The sequence below is a fragment of the Polynucleobacter sp. IMCC30063 genome, from assembly GCF_021395235.1.
GTDB lineage: Bacteria > Pseudomonadota > Gammaproteobacteria > Burkholderiales > Burkholderiaceae > Polynucleobacter.
In genome coordinates this window covers 110,844-136,146 of the sequence record NZ_JAJVCQ010000006.1, presented here as the reverse complement: position 1 = coordinate 136,146, position 25,303 = coordinate 110,844, and the positions used below count along the sequence as shown (strand labels likewise).

Below are 25,303 nucleotides of genomic sequence, written 5' to 3'. Positions count from 1 at the left end.
TCAGCCAAAAGTGGAGTATGCCCATCAGAGATTGGAAGGGTGCATTAAATCAGTTTAGTATTAAGTATGAGGAGAGAATCCCTCTGTAGTAAACGAACCCCGTTTACACAAAATATGGGACACCCTCCTGGAAAATCGTCCAGCGCGACTTCAATTGGTTTTTGTTGAGCCTCCGCAAATGCATACTTCCACGCTTTGCTAATCAGTTTGTATTTGAAGATGAAATAAAAAGCCAGGATTCCCGATATGAAGCTCGTCGTCAATATCCAATTTTCCGCAATCCAAGCTAGTATCGCCAAAACGACCATATAGGCAATATATATACCCAGTAATGCCAATAGATAAGGCCAGATTGCGGCTAGTATCAAGACAGAAATAATTGTCCCAATGATCCCTCCGGAGTCATTGTCATCTGACATGGGACTTCCTTGGTGCCTGCGTACTCCAGTCATAGGCAAGATCGATGAAAAGTGAAGCTTCCTGCGAAAGAAATTGTGGGGATGGAAAAATCCCAACCCTTCCTAAATCTAAGCGGTCTGCATCCCAGCAGGTTTGTATCGTTTTATTAGTCGAAACCTCCCCGCCAGAATGATATTTCATTGCGTAGCAAAGCGAATCAAGCTGCTTAGGGTTTAGTTGATAGAAGTCTCCATGAATACCATGAGCAAATTCTGCTGCCCGCTCCCCATGCTTAGGATCCCTGCCATCATTAAAGCGGCAGCTGTCATGCAAGAAGCCAAAGAGCTCTACTACTAATAAATCAGCCTTACGGATTTGACCGATATTTTTCCCATGGTTGAGTACCCGCGCCCAGTGATTGGCCCCATGTATGCCCTGCCAATCAAGCTTGAATTCATCCTTAATCAAGGCTATTAAGCCAGTGCGGTTATATTCGAGACTCATACGATTACTAGCCGCTTACCTTAGCGTCATCTGAAGACCAGGTAGTTAAACCATATAAATTATTAGAGACCCTATTTGTATATTTTGCCCAGTGCATTTGTATTTCCGGGCGCCTCCAACTTGATCCTGTTCCTTCAAGCGAGTATCTACTCCAAGCAAATAGATATTTTGGAATTCCAGCCTTATTGGCCATCACCACCCGCTCAAAAATTCCATCTTTTTGTTCAAAAAAGGCCCAGTTGTGACCAAAACCAATATCGGCAGCACAAAGAACAATTGCTAACGGGACTAATTTATTGGAGTTATAAATTGCAGCATATGTAGCAACCCCCTCGCCAGCAATAAACAATAATGAAAATCTCTCGGGCCCATGACTCGGATTTACAGACGCCCTTCGCTGGAATATTGACCAAATAGCATATGGCTTAAAGTCTTGAACAAAATCTATCAATCTTTCATATGACCGCTTAGCCTCCCGTTGCATGTCTATGTATGTTCTTGGAGGGTTTTCAAAATCTGATGGCCTAAGAGTTTCGGGTTGTTCAGGTTGTGGGCATAACTCCATTTCAGTAATTTCTTTTGAGAAAACAACATCATAGCCAGCAATCTTTTGTAAATTCTCAACTAAATTATCTTTGGATACCCCAGGGTCAACATATACAAAACTATGAGATACCCCTGAATAATCCCTCAAAATATTGCCATCCATATATGAACCTGGATAGTAAATTGAATTAGTGAGCACCCTTTCTCTATCGAAAGTCATATCCTTATTAGCTAAGCGTAGCCAATCTGGAGTTGCCTCCTTCGGTAACTTTGATTTCGCCATATTTATCCAATCGTTATTAAGTTAAATGAGTTACTCAAAGAACATCCTAAAATAGAGGCCTAAATCTGAGAACTTTATCCAAGCAGACTACTCCGTTCCCGCTCAATCCTAATATGTAACTTTAGTGCAGTAGAAAAGTAATACAACTTTGGATTAGCCTTTATGTAGCGATACTCCTGCTCAGTAATTCTTAAGCTAACCCCCCTAGCCCAGTAGTAGTGGGATCCCTGATCTTCTATGGCAATCCCAACATATTCATACTCGGATGATTTCTGAGGTCTTAGCACTCTTGGAAAACCATTTTTTTGCAACTGCTCTATTTGTATTAACTGAATATTCATTTACTTCTCCTCTTTAGCCAATTTGACAAATGTCTGGGCTTGGCAATTCGGTTTAAATCCGCCCTTAAACACATGCTACTAGGTTCGCTTAGTGGATAACTGCCTCCACTACTTCAGGCTTTCCCTCAGGATTCTTTTTTTGGTTCGTCACCAAAAACTCCTTTGTTTCTAGTGCAACGATTAAATATGCATCTGTTGCAGCTCTAAAAGCCTCATGACCATCTTCTTTGCTAAAGATATAGGTAAGGCTATAGATCAAGTTGTCACCATCCTCACCATCAACGGTGATCGTATTGACTTCATCGTTATCCACAACGCGCAGCCCTCTTGTAAATTCTGGTTTTTCTCCATCGACCCAACTCATATCGAGACGGTCAATATCAAACCTCAGGCTACGAAAGAGATTGTTTATGGTAAATCGGGCACCGCCTAAGTATGTGTAGTCACGCATGATTTCTCCTTTGTGGATGGTATGAAATAAGTTTAAAAACCTGCAAGCTCATAGATTGAGCTAATGGATCATTTTTTGGGCTAGCCAAGACCATAATCACCCTCCAAAACCTCCAATTTGATTCCCTGGCCCAATTCATTTAAGCGGGCCTGCAGCAAGGAAATGGATAAGAGGTCTGGCACATCTACCCATAAGGTTTCATTCCCTGGATGAAAGCCATCGATAAACCGAATTCCGCCAGCAGTTATGTCGCGACGACCAAACTCAGGACCCAGATCCAAACCTTCTAGGTGTTTGTGGGCCAAGGCATTAGGCGATTGATGACGAAGCCACCAGCCAAAGACTTCCGACTCATCCGCTCTTGCATTTAACTGTTCCTCCGCTTCACATTTGCAAATCCCTAAGTTCTCTCTTAGATATTCAATGGTCTCAGCCTCGGAATGCCCCCAAGCAATATTTCCAAACTCTTCCCAGGTAAATTGAGGATCAATATATTCATTTGGTTTTGAACCCAGAAAAAGCGCAAATGATCCCTCGCTTTCAGCAGCGTAAAGCGTTTGAATCCCAGTTTGTTTTGGCAAAATAAGTAAAGGCTTTTCCTCATTAGCAATTAGCCACTGAGCCTCTTTTAAAAACTGAGTAGTAACTAAAGCCCCTAGGGTGCCAGCCGAGCGAATCAAAAATGATCTCCGATTCATGATGGCACCCCCGCCCTATTGCTTAGCTCAACCTCTGCTAGGCTAGGTATTTTGATCCACCATCCTGCTTGATAGTTACGCCCTTTAGTTCTGCACTTAAAGCTAAACCATCTGCTACCAGTAGTTTTAATTGAGCTCTGATACAGCCATTCATCAGTAATGCAGATATGTCCTGACGGGAAAAACCCATGGTCTACGTAATGAAAGAGAATTAGGTTTAGCAAATACTCGCGCTGTAAAAAGGAATAAGCGTGAGTACCATTTGGGCCATAACGTTGTGGGCTGCATCGATCCACAATTTTCTTTGCTTGCTCAATTACTGCTTCATCTTGAATATCGGCATCAATGTAGGCGAGAAAGTTTTTATTGCCTCCAATCTGCCCCCAAGTAGTCTGAATCCGCTTTGGATCTTTTGTGAAAAAAGTCATGTCATTCTCCTATTTAGCTAGTTTGACGAGATGTCGGGCCTAGCAATTCGGTATAAAGCGCCCTAAAACAAAAAACCCACCAATTGGTGGGTTAGTCGCTTTTGATTACCCGCTTGGGGTCTCATCTATTTAGCACCTTACTGCGTTAGCAGGTTGCTGTGGCGACAAAGCCATCTCTTGATGTAGGTTTGATTGTAGTGACTTTATTGGAGCAATGTCAATAAATAGCTACCTCTTAATTTCCAGCATATCTGCAAGTTTGTTTTTCTTGTGAATCTGAGAGAGCTTATGAGCTACAAGCGATCCTTGATAACTAATCTTACAAATTGTGCACCTTCTAACCTTCAGCGCATCAATCTCATTGAGCTTTTGACGTGCCTGTTTTGATAATTTTTGCGGCTTTTTCTTATGACTTAAGATTGAAGAGGCAGACTTATTCACAGCTCTAGCGCCATAAGTCTGTAGTTTTACTATTGGTGAGGAAGCCATAAATTCTCCTAAAAAATACCTGCCCTATGGGTTAGGCATTCCAAGCATGCACAATCTTAACCATCGCGACAGTATCTTGCTCGCAATACTTGAGCATAGCCTCCCGCACCTTCTCTTTTCGCTCTGGAGTAGTTTGGCTATGAATAGCTTCTTTATAAGCTTCTTGCGCCATGGCCCCGTCACTAACCTCTAGATTCGAATAGTCCAATTCAGGCGCGATTGTTGGCAAAACATCTTTTATTGACCAAGAGCCCTTCATATCGGGATGGTAGTAATGATTACGCGCTATTGGTAGTAAATCAAAGAAGCGCTCAGGAATAGCCAATAGCTCTGAAGCGAGATGCGGAAAGGTTGCGGCCAACTCTTTAATACGCGCACCCTCAAATCCAGCGTTGTAAACAATTACGGGTCCATCTTTAGAGATAGCCTCTATCATTGTTTTTGCAAACATTTCCCGGGGGTCATCTCCTGAAAGATCTAAAAATTCTTTATGAGTCATTGATCCATCGGACTGCTCAATATGGCATGACCACTGAAACGGGAGCTGCATATAGGGGCGTGTGCCTGCCCAAATCGGTACTGCAAAACCAATGGTCTCAAAATCAAGGTAATAGCGTGGGTATGGCAAGGCCTGTATTTGTGAAATTGCCTCCTGCTCCAAGATAGCATTTCCACTCAGAGTTGCCGCATGAACTTTAAGATGTTTTGGATTACTTAAACGATCCGCAGGTACTTCGCGCAAATCTTTGTAGCCATCACCCCTTAATTCGGAAGCAATCGCTTTGCCGTAGGGCAAGATTTCCACTGGATACTCCACGCCCTCTTCAGGCGGAGAACAATAGCCAATAAAGTCACAGGTAAATGGATCTGTACATTGCTCACCAGGCGCAATCGCAGGCTCAACTGGGGAAGCTAAGGTTTTTTCGGCGGCATCAACCCAAGATTGCACCTGAGACATATTCGGCTTTACCTGGTTTGATAAATCAGCCTCAGCAAATAAACCTTCGTAATTTCCATCGCCTTGATAGATAAATTTATTGTTGATATAAGCTAGGGCCATGCTCGTTGGAGAACAACCTGACTTCTCCATGACCCAACTTTGAATTGTTACATCATCAACATGGTAGCTTTTCACGCCAGTAGAAGATTTAACCTCCACTAGACGATATCCATCTTTTTCAGGGAAGAGTAAATCTGCGCGAATCATGACATTCTCTTTAAAGAAGGCGCCTTCGAAGATTGTTTGGCGTTTCGTTACAGCCTCTTTAGTTTGGGCGATAGCCTCTACTCGATTAAGAGTCTCTATAAAAACTCCGCCTGGATAATTCTGGCGAGCAATATCTCCGACTTTGTTGCCCTCATCAAATCTAACCTGGGTTGCTGCGCTAATTTGGATGAGATCAGGCCGATTTATTTGCAGCCATAGGCGTTTAGGGCACTGGCGGTGGGCAATGATCTTTGACTTACTCAGACTTGCCATGAGAGTTACTTACCTATCTCAGTTTGATACTCAGCCCTGCCTTTTTCAAGTAAAGCATCAAATACTTTCTCTAACTTGGAGTTCGACCCTCTAATTCCAGCAACCACAGCAACTGCCCATTCAAAGTATTCCTGCTTCCTTTTGGTATCCCAACCACTAGGGGGAGAGGACAAGATATCTCGCAAATTACAGATTTTGTCAGCCAACTTAACTAACTTTGCCTCATGAGAGGAATGAGCGGCATGGGCAATTTGCTGCAGCTTGCGCTCTGCTTTAGGTAGCGACTTATCATCAGTAACCTCCAAAACGATTGAGGCTACATTCTTTCCGAATGCATTAGTTAACTCTTCAGCCGTAGTTTCAGTATCTTCAATAGTGTCATGCAATAAGGCAGCACATAGGACATCCCAATTTAGAACCCCACCCTCGTTTACGAGAACATCGACTAGTGAAATTGGATGATTGATATAAGGCGATGCCTCAACATCCTTGCGACGTTGATCTCGATGCTTAGTTGCTGAAAAAGCTAAAGCATGAACAAAGTTATTAATCATGATGTCATCCATTATAGGGATGAACTAGCTTACTCAACACTCACCTGCCCAATGACTGCGCCAGGCTTTTGCAAAGCCTCTGCTCTACGTGCAAGATACTCTGGATTCTTTGCACCGATAAGCCCTACTTGTTTATCGGTACCATTTGCACCTTGGACTACCACGGAGTCATTTCCAACAGCCTTCACTGACTCCAATACCGAACCATCCAACTTTGTTGCTGGCGCAACATAAGGCTTGGTTGATGCAGGAGATAAAGGCGTTGCTGCACGATCCACCGTAGCTGAATCCTCAAGCTTACTCGGTGTATTGGGGCTTACAGTTGCTGGTGCTGGCGCCTGACTTAACTGCTCGACCTTAGCCGGAGCTACTGGCTGAACTACTGGTGGGGCTGATGTCACAGGGGCAGATGTCACGGGTGCAGAATTATGCTCTTTAGTAATGCCATCCAATTCCTTGAAGGCCTCTCCTGATCGGTTCTGAATATCTTTAGCTGATTTAGCAACATTTTTTGATCCTAGTGGTAACGCCACTAAAACATAAGTACGAATACGATTGCCTTCAGCCACATGCTTCATCTCAACAGTCTCCACTCCAGAGATATCTACATCAGGGCAAAGACTACGTACTGTTAGCTCTGACTGCTCCACGGAAGTTGCATCGTTATCGGCGCGGTACATCTTCATTTGGCTGCGAACCTTACCACCGGCGCCGGTACAAATCTTCACGTAAGCCATTGTTTTTGCCTTGAGGTCTGCCATCGAAAAATCGCTGCTAATGGCTGTACCATTCTCATAAATTACGCCTGACTCTTTTGGTAACTTGTACATCCAATCAGGCGCTTCACTAATAGCTTGTTTGGCCACTCGTGATTGCTGACGGTATTCATCTTGCTGTTGATTTTGGGCTTGCTGTACTGGGTTAGTTCCACATGCAGTTAGAAAGATGCCTAATGCACCGCTTACTGTAATTCCTCGCAGATTGATTTGCTTTTTCATGATGATGATTCCTCTTTTAAATAGATTTCAAAATTTATCGACTACAGTCCATTGATTAACGCCTGACCTCACGGTCACTAAAGTAAAACGTACTGCTTGGTTTAAATGCATCTCCGTTTTTGAGACAAGCTGATACACATTTCCTTTCCATTTACGCAAAGCCGAATTAGACACTCCGCTTACAAGCTGCTTGGGACTGAAACTCATCTGATCACCGATGCGTATAAAGGGCTTTTCATCTGCATAAGGAAAGTTGGTACAAATTTCTTTACGAGTTGACTTGTGATCGCTGGCTATGAAGTTGGTCTGCACAATGCCTGTCTTTGCTTCTACCGTTTCTTCAAAATAGCAACGTGGCGTAGATGTCGGTGGAAGATTGGGGCGAGCCTGCAGGTCAGCCTTAATAAGCTCTGGACTCACTTCCGATCCTTGACAAGCAAATCGAATGGACCAAATTCGATACTTGGCTAATGAGTAATAGCTCTTGCTAATTTTTCCGGGATAAGCATTCCCCTCTACCCCATCAACCGTATAAAAGCGACTACGTCTTAACTGGTCATCAAGCAATGCAATCTGCTCAGTTCTTTGTTCGCAATTAGGTTCAAATCGAACTAAATCTTCATAACTTAGGCGTTCAAACGTAGGTGCGCTAACTGGGGCGGTGGCGCCCACTGCGTTAGCCAGTTTCTGTGTAGATTTTTGTTGGTTGTAATTATTAGTACCTGAACTGTTATTAGCATAAGCACTATTTACAGGCGCTTTATATGTTTGCGTTGTATAGGTAGGTTTTGTTGGGGCAACATATGGACTGCTGTAGCTATAGTTGTTATAGCGGGGCGTGCTTGAGCAGGCTACAAGTAGCACTGCTAAGCATCCAGCTATTAGCAATCTCATATAGATGACTCTGCTGATAAGCCGTTAATGCCACCAAAATCAAATGCCTTTGCCCCTTCTTTTGCTGCATGACCCTGCTCTGTCTTTTTACTATCATCGGCACTCTTCGCCGTGAATGGTTTACTCACAGTCGACATAGTTGGCGTAACTACGCGATTCATAAACTGATTACCAGCTTGTGAAAATGTTTGTGTAAATTGGTGCTGAGCCTTTAAATAAGCGCTACTCTGACGCTTGAGCGCCTCTAACTCCTGGCGTAATCGTTCATTTTCAGTATCTTGAGTGATCTTTTGCTTAACAAGATTGGAGTCGTACTCTTGCCGTTTAGCAAACTGCTCTTTATCCATCAGAGAGTGCACATGCTTTGCTAAAGTAATCTTCGCCTCTGCATCCAGACGTTGTGCAGTGCTTAAATTAACTTGCCCCATGGATCTCGTTTTATTTTCATAAGCAAATAAGGCCATCCGATGACCAAGGGGAGATTGTCCTGCCTGCAGCTTGAGAAGAATTGGCATAAGCTCTAAACACAATTGCAAGAGTGTAATAAGAGCGTACTTCAGCAGTGCGCCAGGATTATTGCTGATAAGGGAAGAGAGCACATCTGCAGAGGCTATATTGATATAGGCTTCATTGATCTTCGTTGCTTTATCTAGATCCTGAGCAATATCTTTTTTTGCTGTATCGATATCGCTTTGTGCCTGGGTAATAGCCGCCCCCATTTGCGCAAGCTCAGCCTCTTTAGGACCTACATAATTTCGATGGTTTTCTCGATAGATGCCATCGATTCGCTCACATTCACGCTTGTCTTTGGCATACAAACTAATGATGTCATGCTCATCCAAATCTGGCGCATAAGTTGTTTTAGTTTTTTTGTTGTAATCGGCAAAGCATTGGCCAACTAGACCGCGTTGCCGAACCAACTCTGGAGTTAATGAAGAAATCTCTTTTCTTAACCTAGCAGTCTTACTCTCAAGATCACTTAATCCCGCAGTCTTATTAGCTAACTCATACTTCTCTTGGTAGCGCTCTTTTGCTTCTGAAAAGCGTCCATCTTTCATATCCTGAGAATGGATAGCGAGTTCAGACTTTAGAAATAAAGGCATCGTAAATTGACTACTGAGTGAGCCAATTACAGTTATTAAGAAAATTCGAATGCCAAGATAGACGTATGTAAGCTTTTTATCTGCGTCGTATCGCGTATCTGCAAGGTATATAAAGTTTCGATCAAGCACCAAGACGATGGATGCGCCAATGGTAGCGAATACAAGCGCCATCACCATTTGCCAAATAATGTGTAAGTCCATCGCCAAAAACCAGCCCGCAATGCCAAACTGCAAAGCAGCTAAGAAGGTTGCAAAAGCAATGGCTGCGCCAATCTTGCTTAAGCTGCCGATCTCTTCAGTTGAGGCATTCGCAGTAATGCGATGACCTGTTAGAAATACTAGTTTTTGACGGATTGTTGACATGCATTCATCCAATAGTTGTAAGGATGAATGCAGTATTGAGTCTTAAAGGCTCATAGAATGAGCCTCATAAATTTATGGCAAATATTGGCCCATTAAATCAATTAGTACTGTATGTATGTACAGTATCATAAACCAGATACTTTCTCAAGCCGCTATTCTAAGAATTTCTCTCGCACCCTTAATTCGAACCCCTCAACCGCCTGAATCAAGAAGTGCTTCATATAAACATAACAAATTCAAACCCATTAGCCTGAAACTCACAGTACGATCTACTTCAAATTAAACCTTTGAATCCACCGACCTGTGCGCTTAATAGACATATTTCGTGGGTCAGTTGAATTAACTTGATGAATAGCCCACGTACGCCATTTTTTGTAGCCAGGAATCTCTTTGCTCGCAGTTTCAACCTTCTTATCCAGGGCATCAATTAATTCCTGAATTTTTTCAGCCCTTCTAATGTCCTTTAAGGCTTGACTCATTAATCTCAAACGATTTTCAATTATTCGATCAGTCTCCTGCTTGCGGCGAAGTGTAGCTTTAGCCTTTCTTTCTGCAATATTTGCAATCGCTTCATTTTTCTTATCAACTTGACGTTGATATAACCATTCGATATTACTTCTCTTGCGCTCCTCAATATCCATCAATAGCTCAATAGCGAGGTCTCTTAGAATTTCTGGGGTGATATCTACATATTCTCGATAGTCTTTGTTCTCCGACATTCGATCTTGGTCGCTTGTCCAACTAAAGCCATAAGCCTTTCCGGGGGAACTCTTCCTGCGATAAAAGTGATTGCCATCATCAAAGCAAACGAATCTAAAGTAGTGGTAGCTACCATCCATGTCGACGCTCATAGATTGCGTTCTAGGACCGTGAACTTTTACTCTGAACCCCAACTTCTCGAAGTAAGTAAAGAAACTATTAAGTGCTGACAATAGTCTTAGCCCCGCAGGATGTTGATACCTAGGCTTATAAAAGCAGTATTTTTCTTTTGCGATATCGGCGTCGTAGCCCAGCAATCTCTCAGTAATTGGATGGGGCTTGCTAATGCTTTTGGGAATAGGAATTAAGGGAACGAGAGCCACAATCTTCAACCTCACCTCATCAATCGTCTCATCGAATTTTGGAGGAGGTGGCAACTCCATTTGAGCCAATTCCTCATCCGTTTTCTCTGGTTCGTCGAAATAACCATACCGACTGCGAGAACCCCCGCCAATATGGACAAATTGAGATTGGAATGGGTACAAAGTTGGCAACTCGGTCTTAGCAACCTTCTTTCCATTCGCCAGTTTTGCCCAATATCCAAGGCCAGGCGTAGGCACTTTCGCGGCCTTGCAGATTTTTCGAAGACCTACATCAGACAATTCAAATTCTGCCGCAAGTTGCGTCATTGGCTTTGACCATACTAAGTCATACATTTCCTGCCTGGTTAGCGTTCTGGGTGTCATATTCGCCTTTCAATCTGAAATCAAAATAAAGAATTGATATTCAAATTGTAGGAATATGGTGTCGTTACAACAACCCTAAAGCTAGATCAATCTTCGTTAAAGCGCTCACGCGTCCAAAGTGCCCTGCCCTCGACCTTACCGGTGCAGATCTTTGTTTTTTGATGCGACTGCTCTGATTGGACTGCGTCCGCAAAGGCTTTCTCTTCGGCCTCTTCCTCAGCCTTCAGTTTTGCCAGCTCTGAAGCGGGCACAATCTTTTTGCTCTCAATCATTTGCTTGAGGGTCTTCATACCCTTAATTTTCCCTACAAATTCAAGATCGTCCATAGTGATATCTTATCTAGAGACTAGGTTGTATTGATAGAAATTTAAAAGCAAGCAATGTTTTACTGGTGGGTAGGCTGGTGGGTAGAGAGCCATTAAATTAATAGAGCCATATAGATAATAGCTTCTAGGTCAATACTGGCGGAGAGGGTGGGATTCGAACCCACGGTACCTTTGACAGTACGCCTGATTTCGAGTCAGGTACATTCGACCACTCTGCCACCTCTCCTAGTTAATCAAATTATACCTGCGGTTTTCTCGCTTTCTGTACTACAATAGATATACGTTAATGTATATCCATAAAATAGATATAGTATTTTTACTTGAAAGTCTCGATACGCCATGAACTTACAAATTTCTAAATGGGGCAATAGTCTAGCCGTACGAATTCCGGCTGAATTTATCCGTCAAATACCCCTCAAAGATGGTGACCAAGTTGAAGTAACACTCAGCCTAGATGGCTCATTACATCTTCGCCCCATCACTTTCGATCGAACAGCCTTATCTGCCGAGCTTAAACGCGTACGTGCATCTATGCCAATGGGTTCATCAGTTATTGAAGAGCTTCGTTCCAAGGCGCGTTATTAATGATTTATGTTGATACCAGCGTTTTAGTGGCACTATGCACACGGGAACCCAAAAGTAATGATGTAGCCGATTGGTACCAAAGCTGCAAAACGAAATTAATTTCCTCTGCATGGGCATTTACAGAATTTGCCAGCGCGCTCAGTATTAAAGAAAGAACAGGGCAAGTAAATAAAAAACAAAGTCATGAATCTTGGGGCGTATTCCAACAACTTTGCAACACCAATATTGAATTACTTTCTATTGATAACAAAAATTTTTACAGTGCTGCCATCCTTACGCTCGATAGCTCATCCAAATTAAGATCGGCTGATGCCCTTCATCTTGCTACGGCAATACAACTCAAGGCTGAAGCAATCGTTACTCTAGATAAGACTTTAGCTAGAAATAGTAAGCGACTGAAATTAAAGTTAATTTTATTTTAACGCGCTGGTTTCAATACATCCAACCCACCCAAATAGCCCTGTAAAGCCTTAGGTATTGCAATACTGCCATCGGCTTGTTGATTATTTTCTAGTAATGCTACTAAGGTTCTTCCCACCGCTAAGGCCGAGCCGTTTAAGGTATGCACCATTTCAGGCTTAGCTTGTCCCAGCTTAAAGCGAGCCTGCATTCTGCGGGCTTGAAAATCGCCCATATTCGAGCAAGAACTAATTTCACGATAGGCTTTTTGTGATGGAATCCAGACTTCTAAGTCATAGGTTTTAGTACTACCAAAACCCATATCACCGGTGCAAAGTAAAACTCGGCGATACGGTAGCTCGAGTAGCTCAAGCACTTTCTCTGCATGGCTAGTGAGGTTTTCAAGTGCAGCCATCGATTCATCGGGCTTAGCAATTTGCACTAGCTCAACTTTATCAAATTGATGTTGGCGAATCATGCCACGTACATCGCGCCCATAACTACCCGCTTCAGATCGAAAGCAAGGAGTATGTGCTACAAATTTCAAGGGTAACTGCTCAGCAGCGACGATCTCATCACGCATTAAATTAGTCACGGGTACTTCTGCTGTAGGAATTAAATAAAAGTTCTCCTCCTCAATGCCTCCGTCTTCTGCGCCCATTTTGCGCGGCACCCGAAATAAATCATCTTCAAACTTGGGTAGTTGTCCCGTACCGCGCATGGATGCCGCATTTACAATATAGGGCGCATAAATTTCTTGGTAGCCATGCTCAGTAGCGTGTAAATCAATCATGAATTGACTTAATGCACGATGCAATCGGGCAATCGGGCCCTTTAAAACGACAAAGCGTGCGCCACTAATCTTAGCGCCAGCCTCAAAGTCTAGACCTAATGGCGCACCTAAATCAACATGGTCTTTTATGTCGAAAGTAAAAGAAGGAATAGTGCCCACTTTTTTAATTTCTTGATTTTCAGTTTCATCCTTACCAAGAGGTACAGATGCATCGGGTAAGTTAGGGATACCCATTAAAAAATCGTGTAGCTCTGTTTGCACCACAGCTAGGCGCGCAGCGCCCATTTCCATATCGAGATTAATTTGCGTGGCCTCATTCATTTCAGCGCTAGCGTCTTCACCTTTTCCTTTTTTCATGCCAATGGCTTTAGCCAATTGATTGCGCTTGGCCTGTAAATCTTCGGTATGAGTTTGTAATAGCTTGCGCTCATTTTCTAAAAGGGCAAATTGCGCCACATCAAGTTCAAACTTACGGTTGAAGAGGCGCGCTCTAACGCTCTCGATATCTTTACGTAAAAGTTGGGGATCAATCATCGGTTTATTTTAATTTCACTATTTCGGTTCCTGTCGGGGGATTAAAACTAAACCGACTCGGTGCGAAGTTTACATTTAATTGATATTGACTAAAGCTCACCAGCACTACATTGCCTAGGCCATCAAGTAATTCTAAAGCGCTTGGTAAGCCACCCTTCATTCCTACTGAAATTTTAGTGTAAGCCAAATCTGGATTGCCAGGTGCACCGCCTTTTTTTACTTTCGGCTTTAAATCAACCCAACGCAAGCCATTGTGTTCGATATCTTCAACTAGATCAAAGTGCTCATCCAGTGCTGCCTCGCCAAACAGAATTGCTGCAGGTGTGGCCGCAAGAGCATCGCCTACTGGCCGATAAGTAGCTTGCTTTAGGTCTTTATCCCACATAATTAATTGCTTGCCATCACTAATTAGCTTTTGTTCATAAGGCTTGTTGGTCTCCCAGGCAAACCGCCCAGGCCGCTGAAAATAAAAATGGCCTTGTGTTTGACGAATCACTTTCAAACCTTTATCTTGCGACTCATTCGGTTTTGGTGCACGCAATTGCTGCTGCACAAAATCACCTTCTGCCGTTTTAGAGTTGCGCACAAATTGGCGTAATTGTTCAGTAGCAGAAACGGTGTCGGTACTAGCGCCGTAAGGAGCGGCCGAATTGATTGCGGCACTAGTTTGCGAGGCTTTATTAGGGGCTACTCCTATCGCATAGGAACCATAGATCGCCAAATTTACTACCAGACAACAATGCAAACCTGTAATGCGCATTACTCCTCAGCCTTCCGGCCAAAAATTTCGCGATTCCCACTACCGCTCATCTTCGAAACTAAACCCGCTTTTTCCATATCTTCCAGTAAACGAGCAGCGCGGTTGTAGCCAATGCGTAGATGTCGTTGCACTAAGGAAATTGAAGCGCGTTTGTTTTCCAGCACGATCGCAACTGCCTGGTCATATAAGGGGTCGGCTTCACCACCGCTACCGCCGCCATTCAAGACATCCATCGTCGATTCATCGGCGCCTTCAAGCACGCCATCAATGTAATTGGCTTCACCTTTTTCTTTTAACCAGTCAACCACGCGGTGCACTTCATCATCCGAGACAAAAGCGCCATGCACCCGAATCGGTAGGCCAGTACCAGGAGCCATATAGAGCATGTCGCCCATGCCTAATAAAGCCTCAGCACCTTGCTGATCCAGAATGGTTCGACTATCAATTTTGCTACTGACCTGAAACGAAATACGCGTCGGAATATTGGCTTTGATTAGGCCGGTGATCACGTCAACGCTGGGACGCTGCGTCGCTAGCACCAAATGAATGCCTGCAGCGCGCGCTTTTTGTGCGATACGCGCAATGAGCTCTTCAATCTTTTTGCCTGAGACCATCATTAAGTCGGCTAACTCATCAATGATCACCACAATCACGGGGGCTTTATACAGCGGCTCTGGATCATCGGGGGTTAAGCTAAAGGGATTAGTTAGTTTCTCGCCCTTTTCTTCTGCTTCAACAATTTTGCGATTAAAGCCGGCTAAATTGCGTACGCCAAACTTGCTCATTAATTTGTAACGGCGATCCATTTCATTAACGGCCCAATTCAGCGCGTTATAGGCTTGCTTCATATCAGTCACAACGGGGCACAATAAATGCGGCACCTTCTCATACACCGACATCTCTAACATCTTTGGGTCAATCATGATGAGGCGCACTTCATCTGGCTTAGCCTTAAATAACAAAGACAAAATCATGGCGTTAATACCCACCGATTTACCAGCGCCAGTAGTACCTGCTACCAAGCAGTGTGGCATCTTCGCTAAGTCAACCACCATTGGCGCGCCAGAGATATCTTTACCTAAGGCCAGTGTCAATAAAGAGTGGTTATCGTTATAAACCTGAGAACTTAAAATCTCCGAGAGATATACCGATTGACGAGTGGGGTTGGGCAACTCGAGAGCCATGCAAGTTTTACCGGGAATGGTTTCTACCACCCGCATACTCACAAGACCCAAAGATCGCGAAAGGTCGCGCGACAAATTAACGATTTGGCTACCCTTAACGCCAACTGCTGGCTCGATCTCGTAACGCGTAACAACTGGTCCTGGATAGGCGGCAATGACTTTGACCTCGACGCCAAATTCATCCAGCTTGCGCTCAATTAAGCGCGAGGTAAATTCCATTACCTCAGCAGAAATGGTTTCTTTAGCCTCGGGCACTGCATCTAAAAGTGCCAGTGGGGGTAATTCAGAATCAGGAATATCAATAAAAAGGGGTTGTTGCTTTTCTCGTTGCACGCGCACGCTTTGCACAATCGCGGGCTCACTGCGCACAATTTGGACTGGCGCCATAATTTCAATGCGACCGCGCACTTCCTCGACAAACTCTTCGCGCTCTACACTGGCCTGTTCACCCACTTTACGATCGACTTCGCTTTCACGCCGTTCGCGCAAGCGCCGATACCCGAGCTCCATATACCGCCCAACTTGTTCGGCCAAATTGAGCCAAGAAAAGTGGAGGAAGAGCGATAAGCCTGCGCACAGCGCAAATAATAAAATGATTGTTGAGCCGGTAAAGCCAACTGCCATTTGCAAAGGATCGCCAATTAACTCACCTAAAACTCCCCCAGGGGGCCTAGGTAATGCAATTGACAAAGAATGTAAGCGAATTGATTCCAAGCCCATACTGGCAAGCAAAGTGAGGCCAAAGCCCAACCATCTCAGTAACAAGGAGTCGGGCTTCGCTTCGGGATCGGGGGGCATTGGAGTGCTCCATAACTCTTTCCAACCGGTAAAAACGCGCCTACCAAACAAGATAACCCACCAAAATGCGGACAGACCAAAGACATAAAGCATTAGGTCGGCAATCCAGGCACCCGTCCGACCCCCTAAATTGGTTGGTACATCAAAGCTAGCGTGTGACCAAGCAGGATCTAATTTGGAATACGTAATCAGTATTGCAAATAAAGCCAAACATAAACCCAGCGAAACAAACCAGCGGGCTTCCAATAATAAGCGGGGCATTCTGCCCTGCCCGCTGGAATTAGGGGGTTGGGTTGAATTCGATTGAGGAAAGACGGTTCGAGCCATATTTCCTTGATTGTAAACACCCCCACCCCAAGGAAACCTATAATTTAGGGATGAATACAACGAATATCAAACATAGCAAAGTTCTCATTCTTGGCTCTGGCCCCGCAGGCTATACAGCTGCAGTGTATGCGGCCCGAGCTAATTTACAGCCCACCCTAATTACTGGCTTGGCCCAAGGCGGTCAACTGATGACCACTACTGATGTTGAGAATTGGCCAGCCGACCCTGCAGGAGTTCAAGGCCCGGAACTCATGGAGCGCTTTTTAAAGCACGCGGAACACTTTAATACCGAAATTATTTTTGACCACATCCATACGGCTGCCTTACAAGAAAAGCCGATTCGCCTTGTAGGTGACTCTGGCACCTATACCTGTGATGCCCTCATCATTGCTACTGGCGCATCGGCCCAATATTTGGGCTTACCCAGTGAAGAAGCGTTTATGGGGCGCGGCGTTTCAGGTTGCGCCACCTGCGACGGCTTCTTTTATAAAAATCAAGACGTCTGCGTTGTTGGTGGTGGCAATACTGCGGTTGAAGAAGCACTCTACCTCACTGGCATTGCCAAAAAGGTGACGGTGATTCATCGGCGCGATAAATTTCGGGCTGAGCCCATTTTGAATGATCGCCTGATGGCTAAAGTAGCCGAGGGGAAAGTTGAGCTCAAACTCAATTCGACCTTAGAAGAAGTGTTGGGTGATGAAAAAGGCGTAACAGGTGTGCGGATTCGTCAAGCAAATGGCAAAACCGAAGATATCGCGCTCACTGGCGCGTTTATCGCCATTGGCCATAAACCCAATACCGAATTATTTATTGGTCAGCTTGAAATGCATAACGGCTACATCAAAACCCATTCGGGCTTACAAGGTAACGCTACGGCTACGAATATTGCTGGGGTATTTGCATCAGGTGATGTGCAAGACCACATTTATCGTCAAGCAATTACCAGTGCGGGTACAGGTTGCATGGCCGCACTGGATGCTCAGCGTTATTTAGAGGGGCTTGAGTAAAGCTTGCCCCTCTTATTGTTAGCGCATGATTGGCAACAAAGGCACAATCAATAAAGCGACGATGTTGATAATCTTGATCAGCGGATTAATCGCTGGTCCAGCAGTATCTTTGTAAGGATCGCCAACGGTATCACCAGTAACTGCAGCTTTGTGAGCCTCAGAACCTTTGCCACCGTAGTTACCTTCTTCGATATATTTCTTGGCATTATCCCAAGCACCGCCACCAGTACACATGGAAATCGCCACGAATAGACCTGTGACAATCGTACCCATTAACAAGCCGCCCAAGGCAGCAGGACCCAATAACAGACCAACCACAATCGGAATCACCACGGGCAAGAGCGACGGAATAATCATTTCCTTAATCGCAGCTGAAGTCAACATATCGACCGCTTTGCCGTACTCAGGCTTACCTGTGCCATCCATAATGCCGGGAATATCGCGGAACTGACGGCGCACCTCATCAACCACTGCGCCAGCGCAACGACCTACCGCTTCCATCGCCATCGCACCAAATAAGTAAGGAATCATGCCGCCAATAAATAGGCCAATAATCACTAAGTGATTTGATAAATCAAAGGTGACTTGTTGACCAATCGCTTCAAGCGCATGGGTGTAATCCGCAAATAAAACCAGTGCCGCTAAACCTGCTGAACCAATCGCATAACCTTTGGTCACTGCTTTGGTCGTATTACCAACTGCATCTAAAGGATCGGTAATATCGCGCACAGCTTGTGGCAAGCCTGCCATTTCAGCAATACCACCGGCGTTATCGGTAATTGGGCCATACGCATCAAGCGCCACCACAATGCCGGCCATCGAGAGCATGGAGGTAGCTGCAATGGCGATACCAAAAATACCAGCCAACCAATACGCCGCATAAATCGCGATACAAACAAAAATAACTGGGATCGCAGTTGACTTCATCGAAATGCCTAAGCCAGCAATAATGTTCGTACCGTGACCTTTAGTCGATGCTTCGGCAATATGCTTCACGGGTTTGAAATCGGTACCTGTGTAGTACTCGGTAATCCAAACTAATCCTGCAGTGAGTAATAAGCCCACTACAGTAGCACCAAATAAACGCCATTGACTGCCAGGAATTCCTAAAGCATCGTCGGGAATAATAAATTGGGTTGCAAAATAAAACGCAATTAAGGAAAGTACGCCCGCTACCACCAAACCTTTATACAAGGCTGGCATCACATTTTTCATACCGGGTGTGGCTTTCACAAAAGAACAGCCAATGATCGAAGCAATAATCGAAATGCCGCCCAAGACCAAGGGATAAATAATGGCTGCAATAGGTGCGCCGGAAACCATCATTGCGCCCAAGACCATCGTCGCAATTAAGGTCACGGCATACGTTTCGAATAAGTCAGCTGCCATGCCGGCGCAATCGCCGACGTTATCCCCCACGTTATCGGCAATAACAGCAGGGTTCCGTGGGTCATCCTCAGGAATACCTGCCTCAACTTTGCCCACTAAGTCGGCTCCCACATCGGCGCCTTTAGTAAAGATACCGCCCCCTAAACGCGCAAAAATGGAAATGAGTGAGGAACCAAAGGCAAAACCAATTAAGGGATGCAATACCGCCGAGAGATCTTGGCCGCCCCCGATGGAAACCAGGAACATGAAAAATAAAGCCACACCAAGTAGGCCTAAGCCAACCACCAGCATGCCGGTAATTGCACCGCCTTTAAAAGCGACGTTAAGGGCTTCATTCATGCCGACCGTAGCTGCTTGGGCAGTGCGCACATTCGCTCTGACCGACACATTCATGCCAATAAAGCCGCAGGCGCCCGATAACACCGCACCAAGCACAAACCCCATGGCCGTGGCAATGTCTAAAAAGAGGCCAATCAAAATTGTTAGGACAATTCCAACAATCGCAATCGTTTTGTACTGACGGGATAAATATGCAGCCGCGCCCTGCTGAATTGCCGCGGCAATTTCTTCCATTTTGGCATTGCCAGTATCTTGTTTCAAAATCCAGCGCCGCATAAAGAAGCCATACAGCACAGCAATCACGCCGCAAACCAAAGAAAAATACAGACCCAATGTGACATTACTCATAGCTTAAATCTCCAAAAAAACGAACTTAAGAAGTATCCAACACAAACTATAACTTCTCACTTTGCTAATATCAGGGTATCCACTAATTTTTTCCGGAAAAACCCTCATGAGTCTTGATAATGTCACCCCAGGCAAAAATTCCCCCACCAACTTCAATGTAATTATTGAAATTCCGATGAATGCAGACCCCATTAAATATGAGGTTGATAAGGAAACGGGGGCTATTTTTGTCGATCGTTTCATGGGTACGGCGATGCATTACCCCTGTAACTATGGCTATATTCCCCAAACCATTGCTGGCGATGGCGACCCCGTGGATGTGCTGGTTATCACCCCTTTCCCACTCATTCCAGGCGTGGTGGTCAGTTGTAGGGCTATTGGGCTCTTACAAATGGAAGATGAGGCTGGGCAGGATGCCAAGCTACTAGCCGTACCAGAAGACCGCATTCTGTCGATTTATACCCATTGGCAGAAGCCAGAAGACATGAACCCCTTACGCCTCAACCAAATTAAGCACTTTTTTGAGCATTACAAAGATTTAGAAGTCGGGAAATGGGTCAAAGTGAGTGGTTGGGGCGGGGTTGCCGATGCCCACCATGAAATTCTCGAGGGTGTAAAACGCTATCGAGAGGAAAAAGAGGGAAAAAAGGCTTGATTAAGCTTGCTTTAGCGCAACTAAACCCTAAATTAGGTGACTTAGAGGGTAATGCTGCATTAATTGCCGCTGCGGCGCAGGCTGCTCATGCTGCTGGCGCCAAACTACTCTTAACCCCCGAGTTAGCCTTAACTGGCTATCCACCAGAAGACCTGTTGTTGCGGCCGGCATTTATTTCCGCGGCTGAAAATATCCTGGCTGAGCTATGCAAAACCCTCGGGGCTTACCCAAACCTCTCCGTTGTAGTTGGGCACCCCCAGCGTTCTGCCGTAGGCCTACAAAATTGTGCCTCTGTCTTGCGTGACGGCCAAGTCATCGCCAGCTACGCAAAACAACAATTACCGAATCATGAAGTGTTTGATGAAGTGCGGTACTTTATCCCTGGCAATCAGCCTTGTATCTTTGAGGTGGATGGGTTCCCTATTGGCTTACTCTTATGTGAAGATGCTTGGCATGAAGGCCCTGCACTCCAGGCTAAAAATGCAGGTGCGCGCTTATTGGCGGTGTTAAATGCCTCACCCTACCACCTGGAAAAAAATACCTTACGCCTGAATGTGCTGCGGGAGCAAGTTAACCTTACTAAACTACCCTTAGCGTACGTCAACATGGTGGGTGGGCAAGATGAATTGGTATTTGATGGGGGCTCTTTTGTCTTGAACTCTCATGGTCAAACTGCCTTTACGATGCCCCAATTTGAAACCGGTCTGGGGTTAGTCAACATCACTTCACTTGGAGAGCCCGAAGCTGATGTCACTGCGCTTACTGCTAATGACAAAAACATGAGCTCAATAGAGGCCCAAGTGTATGCAGCCTTAGTCATGGGGGTGCGTGATTACGTCCAAAAAAATCATTTTTCTGGCGTGATCATCGGTCTTTCTGGGGGTGTTGATTCTGCCTTGGTACTCGCTATTGCCGTAGATGCGCTGGGTGCTGATCAAGTGCGCGCAGTGATGATGCCATCGCCATATACGGCAGATATTTCATGGCTAGATGCGCGTGAACTCGCTAACAATGTCGGCGTGCAATACGATGAAATTCCGATCAGCAAGCCAGTGGCTGCATTAGAAGCAGCCTTAGCAGAACAATTTACTGGCTTATCACCCGATGCTACGGAAGAAAATATTCAAGCGCGGGTACGCGGCACATTATTAATGGCGCTCTCGAATAAAACGGGTCGCTTAGTTTTAACTACGGGCAATAAAAGTGAGATGGCAGTCGGTTATTGCACGCTTTATGGCGATATGGCCGGAGGCTTTGCGGTGATTAAAGATATTGCTAAAACCTTGGTCTATCGACTTTGCCATTATCGCAATCAACTTACTCCAATTATTCCTGAACGTATTCTCACGCGGGCACCATCAGCCGAATTACGCGATAACCAAACTGATCAAGATAGCTTACCCAGTTATGAGGTGCTCGACGCTATATTGGAACGCTATATGGAACAAAACCAATCGCTGGCGGAAATCGTTGCCGCGGGCTACGAGGCTGCTAGTGTTGAAAAGGTAACACGTCTCATCAAGCTCAATGAATATAAACGACGCCAAGCACCACCAGGCGTCCGCATCACTAACCGCGCCTTTGGTCGCGATTGGCGTTATCCCATTACTTCAGCTTTTCGCGCCTAAGTTAGCCCATCTAAGGGTATGATTACCCCATCTATTGAGGAGAATTAGATGAAGCTGATTACATCCATCATTAAACCGTTCAAGCTTGACGAAGTACGCGAAGCCATGGCAGACGTTGGCGTTACTGGCCTAACTGTTACTGAAGTTAAAGGGTTTGGCCGGCAAAAAGGCCATACTGAACTGTATCGGGGCGCAGAATATGTGGTTGATTTTTTACCAAAAGTAAAAGTAGAAGTTGTCGTTGCAGATGATTCAGTCGAGCGCGTTATCGAGGCGATTACGAAAGCAGCACATACTGGCAAAATTGGTGATGGCAAAATTTTTGTCACCTCAGTTGAACAAGTCATCCGCATTCGTACTGGTGAAGCGAACGAATCGGCAATCTAAAACTTCGTCTCTTCTAAGATAAGCGTTTTTGCTTCAGGGTTGCTCGGTCTTACGCGTAGGCCTTGAAAAAAAATCTCGGTTTGCGCAAGATTTGCTGTCAATAGTTTGAATGGTGGTGCACCATAAAATGAATACGAGGCGCCCGCCTCGAGTGTCTTGCTCTGTTCTTTGCCGGCTGAGTCGATGACACAAACCACTTGCTGACTTAAGCTTTGCACATATACCATATCGCCGGCCTTGCTTGGTGTACTAGTCTTATACATTACAGGGTTATTTTCTGGCCTTGGGCAAGCCACATCACTGGTTACAGCTGCAGTTTTGGAACTAGCTTCCACCATGGTAACGGGCGTTCGCTCAGGTGTTAAAACAGCGGGCTCTTGAATTAATTCGGGTGCAGTAGCTAGTGGCGCTGAGGGTACAACTGCGGGAGGCACTGGCGTCAAAGAAACTGGCGCAGTTTCGATAGCAAAATCATGGCCAAAATTAATAATCGCAAAAACAAGCGCCGCCGCCATGCTAGCAAACAAAAATAATTTTCTCTGCTTATCTTTTATTTGTAAATCGGTGGGTGCAGTACCCACTTTTAAAATCGGAGCTGACGCCTTTTCCATTTCTAAGAATGGTGCAGGGGTGGGCGCCAGAGTTGGAGGAGGAGAAGGAGTTGCTGGTGTTGTTGCTGGTGTTGTTGCTGGTGTTGTTGCTGGTGTTGTTGCTGGTGTTGTTGCTGGTTCTGATATGACTGCAACTGGGGGTGGAGGGGCTTCAATTTCCACTTCAAGATAATCCGCCTTCTCTAGGCCCAAAATGGTGGCAACTCTTTGAGCTGAGCGCAATTTTAAGGTGGGCGAGTAAAACGCACTGTGCTCACCATTCTCAATTTGCTCAATTTGCTTTTTTGAAAGACAGGCATTGAGTGCCAATGCTTCCGTGCTGAGGCCAAGCCTTTCCCTGGCCTCAATAAATGCCAAAGAACGAATCGTTGGTACCTTATTCTTGCTCATGATTAACAGACGATTTAAACAATAATTTTATCTAAAAGATACTAGCCCTAGGGATAAACCCAGCATAAATCTTGTAAAGTCTTACTTTTGGCGTCTTTTGCATGCCTAAATTGCATATTTTGGAGAAGTGATATGACAAATAAAAGTCCTGTTGGCCCTAAAAGTAATAGCGCCGACCGTCCCCTTAATTCCCGTTCACGTGCGGTTACAGAGGGTGTGGCCCGCGCGCCCAACCGCTCAATGTACTACGCCATGGGCTACCAAGAGCAGGACTTTGTCAAACCCATGGTCGGGGTAGCCAATGGCCATTCGACTATTACCCCGTGTAATAGTGGCTTACAGAAATTAGCCGATGCGGCGATTACAGCGCTTGAGGAAGCGGGTGCTAAAGCCCAAGTATTTGGAACCCCTACTGTGTCAGATGGTATTGGCATGGGCACTGAAGGAATGAAATATTCCCTGGTCTCACGTGAAGTCATTGCCGATAGCATTGAAACCTGCGTCAACGGCTTATGGCAAGACGGGGTCGTGGTGATTGGAGGATGCGATAAAAATATGCCCGGCGGCATGATGGCCTTAGCGCGCACCAATGTGCCAGGTATTTATGTCTATGGTGGCACGATTAAACCCGGTCACTACAAAGGCAAAGAGCTCAATATTGTTTCCGCATTTGAAGCAGTAGGTGAATTTACTTCTGGTCGCTTAAGCGAAATTGATCTCAAAGGCGTCGAACAACACGCCTGCCCTGGAAGCGGTTCTTGCGGCGGCATGTATACCGCCAATACCATGAGCTCGTCATTTGAAGCACTAGGTATGAGCTTGCCCTACTCCTCAACCATGGCCAATGAAGACGCTGAAAAAGTCGCCAGCGCCCATGAGTCAGCCATTGTTCTAGTTGAGGCGATTAAAAATAATTTGCGCCCCCGCGACATCATTACTAAAAAATCAATTGAAAATGCCGTCAGTGTGATCATGGCAGTTGGCGGCTCAACCAATGCAGTTTTGCATTTCTTGGCCATTACCAGTGCAGCAGAAATTGAATGGACGATTGATGATTTCGAGCGCATTCGTAAACGCGTACCCGTCATCGTTGACATGAAGCCATCAGGCAATTATTTAGCGACCGATTTACATCAAGCTGGTGGCATTCCCCAAGTAATGAAAATTTTGCTCGATGGGGGCTTACTCCATGGTGATTGCATGACCATTACCGGCAAAACCATTGCTGAAGTATTAAAAGATGTGCCTTCAGTGCCGCGCGCTGATCAAAACGTGATCCGCATGCTCGACAACCCTTTATATCCGCACGGCCATTTAGCAATTTTAAAAGGCAACATTTCACCTGAGGGCTGTGTAGCAAAAATTACCGGACTAAAAAATCCATCTATAACGGGTCCAGCCCGCGTTTTTGATTCGGAAGATGATGCAATGGCTGCGATCATGGCGCAAAAAATTCTACCGGGCGATGTCATGATCATTCGTTATGAGGGCCCTAAGGGCGGCCCAGGTATGCGCGAAATGTTGGCGCCAACCTCCGCCCTGGTAGGCCAAGGCCTAGGTGAATCAGTAGGCTTAATTACCGACGGCCGCTTCTCGGGAGGCACTTGGGGAATGGTCGTTGGTCATGTTGCCCCAGAAGCATTTGTTGGGGGCACGATTGCCTTAATTGAAGAAGGTGACTCAGTAACGATCGACGCCAATAAATTACTCATTCAACTCAATGTGAGCGAAGCTGAAATTGCTAAACGTCGCGCCGCTTGGAAGCAACCCAAGCCCCGCTACACCCGCGGCCTTTTAGCCAAGTATGCTTACCTTGCTAGCAGCGCCAGCAAAGGTGCAGTCACAGATTTGAACTTGGGCTAGCAAA

27 protein-coding genes, 1 tRNA gene and 1 riboswitch are annotated in these 25,303 nt (G+C 45.3%); of the genes, 7 read left to right on the top strand and 21 right to left on the bottom strand.

Annotation, left to right across the window (positions count from 1 at the left end):
* Positions 1 to 44: 44 nt before the first annotated feature.
* From LZG75_RS11490 to LZG75_RS11415, 16 genes are all read right to left on the bottom strand, one after another.
* Complete coding sequence (locus tag LZG75_RS11490; protein ID WP_233937606.1) at positions 45 to 419, bottom strand: hypothetical protein; 375 nt, start codon at positions 417 to 419, stop codon at positions 45 to 47.
* Positions 409 to 903 carry a hypothetical protein gene (locus LZG75_RS11485; protein ID WP_233937605.1) on the bottom strand — a complete coding sequence of 165 codons (495 nt, stop codon included), beginning with the start codon at positions 901 to 903 and terminating at the stop codon, positions 409 to 411. The genes LZG75_RS11490 and LZG75_RS11485 overlap by 11 nt, the downstream gene beginning before the upstream one ends.
* Positions 904 to 910: 7 nt before the next feature.
* A complete protein-coding gene (locus LZG75_RS11480) occupies positions 911 to 1,732 on the bottom strand; it encodes a hypothetical protein (RefSeq protein WP_233937604.1) in 822 nt (273 codons plus the stop codon).
* A gap of 74 nt (positions 1,733 to 1,806) precedes the next feature.
* Positions 1,807 to 2,073 (bottom strand): hypothetical protein, encoded by a 267-nt coding sequence (locus LZG75_RS11475; protein WP_233937603.1) that lies wholly within the window; start codon positions 2,071 to 2,073, stop codon positions 1,807 to 1,809.
* An 88-nt stretch (positions 2,074 to 2,161) separates the two neighbouring features.
* Positions 2,162 to 2,524, bottom strand: coding sequence for a hypothetical protein (locus tag LZG75_RS11470; protein ID WP_233937602.1), 363 nt, complete (start codon positions 2,522 to 2,524; stop codon positions 2,162 to 2,164).
* Between the two features lie 80 nt (positions 2,525 to 2,604).
* Positions 2,605 to 3,222 carry a hypothetical protein gene (locus LZG75_RS11465; protein ID WP_233937601.1) on the bottom strand — a complete coding sequence of 206 codons (618 nt, stop codon included), beginning with the start codon at positions 3,220 to 3,222 and terminating at the stop codon, positions 2,605 to 2,607.
* Positions 3,219 to 3,650 (bottom strand): hypothetical protein, encoded by a 432-nt coding sequence (locus tag LZG75_RS11460; protein WP_233937600.1) that lies wholly within the window; start codon positions 3,648 to 3,650, stop codon positions 3,219 to 3,221. Before LZG75_RS11460 ends, LZG75_RS11465 begins: the two co-directional genes overlap by 4 nt.
* 91 nt (positions 3,651 to 3,741) lie before the next feature.
* A riboswitch (SAM-I-IV-variant riboswitch) is annotated at positions 3,742 to 3,839 on the bottom strand.
* A 39-nt stretch (positions 3,840 to 3,878) separates the two neighbouring features.
* A complete protein-coding gene (locus tag LZG75_RS11455) occupies positions 3,879 to 4,139 on the bottom strand; it encodes a hypothetical protein (protein WP_233937599.1) in 261 nt (86 codons plus the stop codon).
* 31 nt (positions 4,140 to 4,170) lie between these two features.
* Positions 4,171 to 5,619 carry a DUF2779 domain-containing protein gene (locus LZG75_RS11450; protein ID WP_233937598.1) on the bottom strand — a complete coding sequence of 483 codons (1,449 nt, stop codon included), beginning with the start codon at positions 5,617 to 5,619 and terminating at the stop codon, positions 4,171 to 4,173.
* A 5-nt stretch (positions 5,620 to 5,624) separates the two neighbouring features.
* On the bottom strand, positions 5,625 to 6,170 hold the full coding sequence (locus tag LZG75_RS11445) for an HD domain-containing protein (protein ID WP_233937611.1): 546 nt from the start codon (positions 6,168 to 6,170) through the stop codon (positions 5,625 to 5,627).
* Positions 6,171 to 6,202: 32 nt separating this feature from the next.
* Positions 6,203 to 7,171, bottom strand: a complete 969-nt coding sequence (locus tag LZG75_RS11440; protein ID WP_233937597.1) for a hypothetical protein — start codon at positions 7,169 to 7,171, stop codon at positions 6,203 to 6,205.
* Positions 7,172 to 7,198: 27 nt separating this feature from the next.
* On the bottom strand, positions 7,199 to 8,065 hold the full coding sequence (locus tag LZG75_RS11435; RefSeq protein WP_233937596.1) for a hypothetical protein: 867 nt from the start codon (positions 8,063 to 8,065) through the stop codon (positions 7,199 to 7,201).
* Positions 8,062 to 9,531, bottom strand: a complete 1,470-nt coding sequence (locus LZG75_RS11430; protein WP_233937595.1) for a DUF4407 domain-containing protein — start codon at positions 9,529 to 9,531, stop codon at positions 8,062 to 8,064. Before LZG75_RS11430 ends, LZG75_RS11435 begins: the two co-directional genes overlap by 4 nt.
* 269 nt (positions 9,532 to 9,800) lie before the next feature.
* A complete protein-coding gene (locus tag LZG75_RS11425) occupies positions 9,801 to 10,919 on the bottom strand; it encodes a hypothetical protein (RefSeq protein WP_233937594.1) in 1,119 nt (372 codons plus the stop codon).
* Between the two features lie 143 nt (positions 10,920 to 11,062).
* The gene (locus tag LZG75_RS11420) at positions 11,063 to 11,302 is read right to left on the bottom strand and encodes a hypothetical protein (protein WP_233937593.1); all 240 of its coding nucleotides are present in this window, start codon (positions 11,300 to 11,302) and stop codon (positions 11,063 to 11,065) included.
* Positions 11,303 to 11,438: 136 nt separating this feature from the next.
* Positions 11,439 to 11,528 (bottom strand) — tRNA-Ser (locus tag LZG75_RS11415).
* Between the two features lie 113 nt (positions 11,529 to 11,641).
* Here LZG75_RS11415 and LZG75_RS11410 point away from each other — a divergent pair.
* On the top strand, positions 11,642 to 11,887 hold the full coding sequence (locus LZG75_RS11410) for an AbrB/MazE/SpoVT family DNA-binding domain-containing protein (RefSeq protein WP_233924692.1): 246 nt from the start codon (positions 11,642 to 11,644) through the stop codon (positions 11,885 to 11,887).
* The gene (locus LZG75_RS11405; protein WP_233937592.1) at positions 11,887 to 12,309 is read left to right on the top strand and encodes a type II toxin-antitoxin system VapC family toxin; all 423 of its coding nucleotides are present in this window, start codon (positions 11,887 to 11,889) and stop codon (positions 12,307 to 12,309) included. The genes LZG75_RS11410 and LZG75_RS11405 overlap by 1 nt, the downstream gene beginning before the upstream one ends.
* Here LZG75_RS11405 and serS read toward each other — a convergent pair.
* The 3 genes from serS to LZG75_RS11390 are packed head-to-tail and all read right to left on the bottom strand — an operon-like array spanning position 12,306 to position 16,682.
* A complete protein-coding gene (gene serS / locus LZG75_RS11400) occupies positions 12,306 to 13,613 on the bottom strand; it encodes a serine--tRNA ligase (protein ID WP_233937591.1) in 1,308 nt (435 codons plus the stop codon). The genes LZG75_RS11405 and serS overlap by 4 nt on opposite strands.
* A gap of 4 nt (positions 13,614 to 13,617) precedes the next feature.
* A complete protein-coding gene (locus tag LZG75_RS11395) occupies positions 13,618 to 14,373 on the bottom strand; it encodes an outer membrane lipoprotein carrier protein LolA (RefSeq protein WP_233937590.1) in 756 nt (251 codons plus the stop codon).
* A complete protein-coding gene (locus LZG75_RS11390; RefSeq protein ID WP_233937589.1) occupies positions 14,373 to 16,682 on the bottom strand; it encodes a DNA translocase FtsK in 2,310 nt (769 codons plus the stop codon). Before LZG75_RS11390 ends, LZG75_RS11395 begins: the two co-directional genes overlap by 1 nt.
* A 50-nt stretch (positions 16,683 to 16,732) precedes the next feature.
* Here LZG75_RS11390 and trxB point away from each other — a divergent pair, with 50 nt between their 5' ends.
* Entirely contained in the window at positions 16,733 to 17,689 is a 957-nt protein-coding gene (gene trxB / locus LZG75_RS11385) for a thioredoxin-disulfide reductase (protein ID WP_233924699.1), read from the top strand.
* A gap of 18 nt (positions 17,690 to 17,707) precedes the next feature.
* On the opposite strand, the gene LZG75_RS11380 is transcribed toward trxB, so the two are convergent.
* Positions 17,708 to 19,765, bottom strand: a complete 2,058-nt coding sequence (locus LZG75_RS11380) for a sodium-translocating pyrophosphatase (protein WP_233924700.1) — start codon at positions 19,763 to 19,765, stop codon at positions 17,708 to 17,710.
* Positions 19,766 to 19,871: 106 nt separating this feature from the next.
* On the opposite strand from LZG75_RS11380, the gene ppa reads away from it, so the two are divergent.
* The 3 genes from ppa to glnK are packed head-to-tail and all read left to right on the top strand — an operon-like array spanning position 19,872 to position 22,435.
* Positions 19,872 to 20,420, top strand: a complete 549-nt coding sequence (gene ppa, locus LZG75_RS11375) for an inorganic diphosphatase (RefSeq protein ID WP_233924701.1) — start codon at positions 19,872 to 19,874, stop codon at positions 20,418 to 20,420.
* On the top strand, positions 20,420 to 22,048 hold the full coding sequence (locus tag LZG75_RS11370; RefSeq protein ID WP_233937610.1) for an NAD+ synthase: 1,629 nt from the start codon (positions 20,420 to 20,422) through the stop codon (positions 22,046 to 22,048). Before ppa ends, LZG75_RS11370 begins: the two co-directional genes overlap by 1 nt.
* A gap of 48 nt (positions 22,049 to 22,096) precedes the next feature.
* Complete coding sequence (glnK, locus tag LZG75_RS11365) at positions 22,097 to 22,435, top strand: P-II family nitrogen regulator (protein ID WP_233924702.1); 339 nt, start codon at positions 22,097 to 22,099, stop codon at positions 22,433 to 22,435.
* Here the strand turns inward: glnK and LZG75_RS11360 are convergent.
* A complete protein-coding gene (locus LZG75_RS11360; protein ID WP_233937588.1) occupies positions 22,432 to 23,436 on the bottom strand; it encodes a RodZ family helix-turn-helix domain-containing protein in 1,005 nt (334 codons plus the stop codon). The genes glnK and LZG75_RS11360 overlap by 4 nt on opposite strands.
* 132 nt (positions 23,437 to 23,568) lie before the next feature.
* On the opposite strand from LZG75_RS11360, the gene ilvD reads away from it, so the two are divergent.
* Positions 23,569 to 25,299: a dihydroxy-acid dehydratase gene (ilvD, locus tag LZG75_RS11355; RefSeq protein ID WP_233924704.1), complete on the top strand. Its 1,731-nt coding sequence runs from the start codon at positions 23,569 to 23,571 to the stop codon at positions 25,297 to 25,299.
* Positions 25,300 to 25,303: the final 4 nt, after the last annotated feature.

Bases quoted from the DNA above. Each gene is read 5' to 3' on its own strand.
- LZG75_RS11380 (WP_233924700.1), bottom strand. From the start codon at position 19,765: ATGAGTAATGTCACATTGGGTCTGTATTTTTCTTTGGTTTGCGGCGTG.
- serS (WP_233937591.1), bottom strand. From the start codon at position 13,613: ATGATTGATCCCCAACTTTTACGTAAAGATATCGAGAGCGTTAGAGCG.
- LZG75_RS11395 (WP_233937590.1), bottom strand. From the start codon at position 14,373: ATGCGCATTACAGGTTTGCATTGTTGTCTGGTAGTAAATTTGGCGATC.
- LZG75_RS11435 (WP_233937596.1), bottom strand. From the start codon at position 8,065: ATGAGATTGCTAATAGCTGGATGCTTAGCAGTGCTACTTGTAGCCTGC.
- LZG75_RS11410 (WP_233924692.1), top strand. From the start codon at position 11,642: ATGAACTTACAAATTTCTAAATGGGGCAATAGTCTAGCCGTACGAATT.
- LZG75_RS11475 (WP_233937603.1), bottom strand. From the start codon at position 2,073: ATGAATATTCAGTTAATACAAATAGAGCAGTTGCAAAAAAATGGTTTT.
- LZG75_RS11465 (WP_233937601.1), bottom strand. From the start codon at position 3,222: ATGAATCGGAGATCATTTTTGATTCGCTCGGCTGGCACCCTAGGGGCT.
- LZG75_RS11390 (WP_233937589.1), bottom strand. From the start codon at position 16,682: ATGGCTCGAACCGTCTTTCCTCAATCGAATTCAACCCAACCCCCTAAT.
- LZG75_RS11480 (WP_233937604.1), bottom strand. From the start codon at position 1,732: ATGGCGAAATCAAAGTTACCGAAGGAGGCAACTCCAGATTGGCTACGC.
- ppa (WP_233924701.1), top strand. From the start codon at position 19,872: ATGAGTCTTGATAATGTCACCCCAGGCAAAAATTCCCCCACCAACTTC.
- ilvD (WP_233924704.1), top strand. From the start codon at position 23,569: ATGACAAATAAAAGTCCTGTTGGCCCTAAAAGTAATAGCGCCGACCGT.
- LZG75_RS11360 (WP_233937588.1), bottom strand. From the start codon at position 23,436: ATGAGCAAGAATAAGGTACCAACGATTCGTTCTTTGGCATTTATTGAG.
- glnK (WP_233924702.1), top strand. From the start codon at position 22,097: ATGAAGCTGATTACATCCATCATTAAACCGTTCAAGCTTGACGAAGTA.
- LZG75_RS11425 (WP_233937594.1), bottom strand. From the start codon at position 10,919: ATGACGCAACTTGCGGCAGAATTTGAATTGTCTGATGTAGGTCTTCGA.
- LZG75_RS11440 (WP_233937597.1), bottom strand. From the start codon at position 7,171: ATGAAAAAGCAAATCAATCTGCGAGGAATTACAGTAAGCGGTGCATTA.
- LZG75_RS11485 (WP_233937605.1), bottom strand. From the start codon at position 903: ATGAGTCTCGAATATAACCGCACTGGCTTAATAGCCTTGATTAAGGAT.
- LZG75_RS11430 (WP_233937595.1), bottom strand. From the start codon at position 9,531: ATGTCAACAATCCGTCAAAAACTAGTATTTCTAACAGGTCATCGCATT.
- LZG75_RS11470 (WP_233937602.1), bottom strand. From the start codon at position 2,524: ATGCGTGACTACACATACTTAGGCGGTGCCCGATTTACCATAAACAAT.
- LZG75_RS11450 (WP_233937598.1), bottom strand. From the start codon at position 5,619: ATGGCAAGTCTGAGTAAGTCAAAGATCATTGCCCACCGCCAGTGCCCT.
- LZG75_RS11405 (WP_233937592.1), top strand. From the start codon at position 11,887: ATGATTTATGTTGATACCAGCGTTTTAGTGGCACTATGCACACGGGAA.
- LZG75_RS11455 (WP_233937599.1), bottom strand. From the start codon at position 4,139: ATGGCTTCCTCACCAATAGTAAAACTACAGACTTATGGCGCTAGAGCT.
- trxB (WP_233924699.1), top strand. From the start codon at position 16,733: ATGAATACAACGAATATCAAACATAGCAAAGTTCTCATTCTTGGCTCT.
- LZG75_RS11490 (WP_233937606.1), bottom strand. From the start codon at position 419: ATGTCAGATGACAATGACTCCGGAGGGATCATTGGGACAATTATTTCT.
- LZG75_RS11420 (WP_233937593.1), bottom strand. From the start codon at position 11,302: ATGGACGATCTTGAATTTGTAGGGAAAATTAAGGGTATGAAGACCCTC.
- LZG75_RS11460 (WP_233937600.1), bottom strand. From the start codon at position 3,650: ATGACTTTTTTCACAAAAGATCCAAAGCGGATTCAGACTACTTGGGGG.